Source organism: Delftia sp. ZNC0008 (assembly GCF_000799035.1).
GTDB lineage: Bacteria > Pseudomonadota > Gammaproteobacteria > Burkholderiales > Burkholderiaceae_C > Comamonas > Comamonas tsuruhatensis.
Genome location: NZ_JTKZ01000151.1, coordinates 1 through 375 on the forward strand (window position 1 = coordinate 1; position 375 = coordinate 375).

At 60.3% G+C, this 375-nt stretch carries 1 protein-coding gene; it reads right to left on the minus strand.

The features are described 5' to 3' along the window. On the minus strand, nucleotides 1–375 hold a 375-nt coding region (locus L995_RS05185), incomplete at both ends, for a phage late control D family protein (protein ID WP_197065106.1).

Consider the following 375-nt stretch of genomic DNA (forward strand, 5'->3'; position numbering starts at 1 on the left):
TCGCCGTACTCCGTGTAGCCGCCCGGCCATTCGTAGGTTTCATGGCCGTCGTGCGCATGGCCCGGTGGATCGCGGCGCATGTGGGACAGTTCGGCCCGGGGCTTTTTGAAGTCGTAGTCGTCGATGTAATGGCGGCCCGGCTTGATTTCCTGCTCCAGCTGCCAGGCGTGGATGTTTTCCTGATCGCCTGCGGCGGCTTTTTCCGGGGGATAGAAGGGAATGGATTCACCACCGGGCAATGCGCCGTGCGAGGCAATGATGTCGTCGCACAGCACCAGGGTGTGCCGGCCCGATGCGTGCTCGAAGAAATAGTAGATGCCTTCGTGCTCCATCAATCGCGAGACGAAGTCGCAATCGCTTTCGTTGTATTGCACG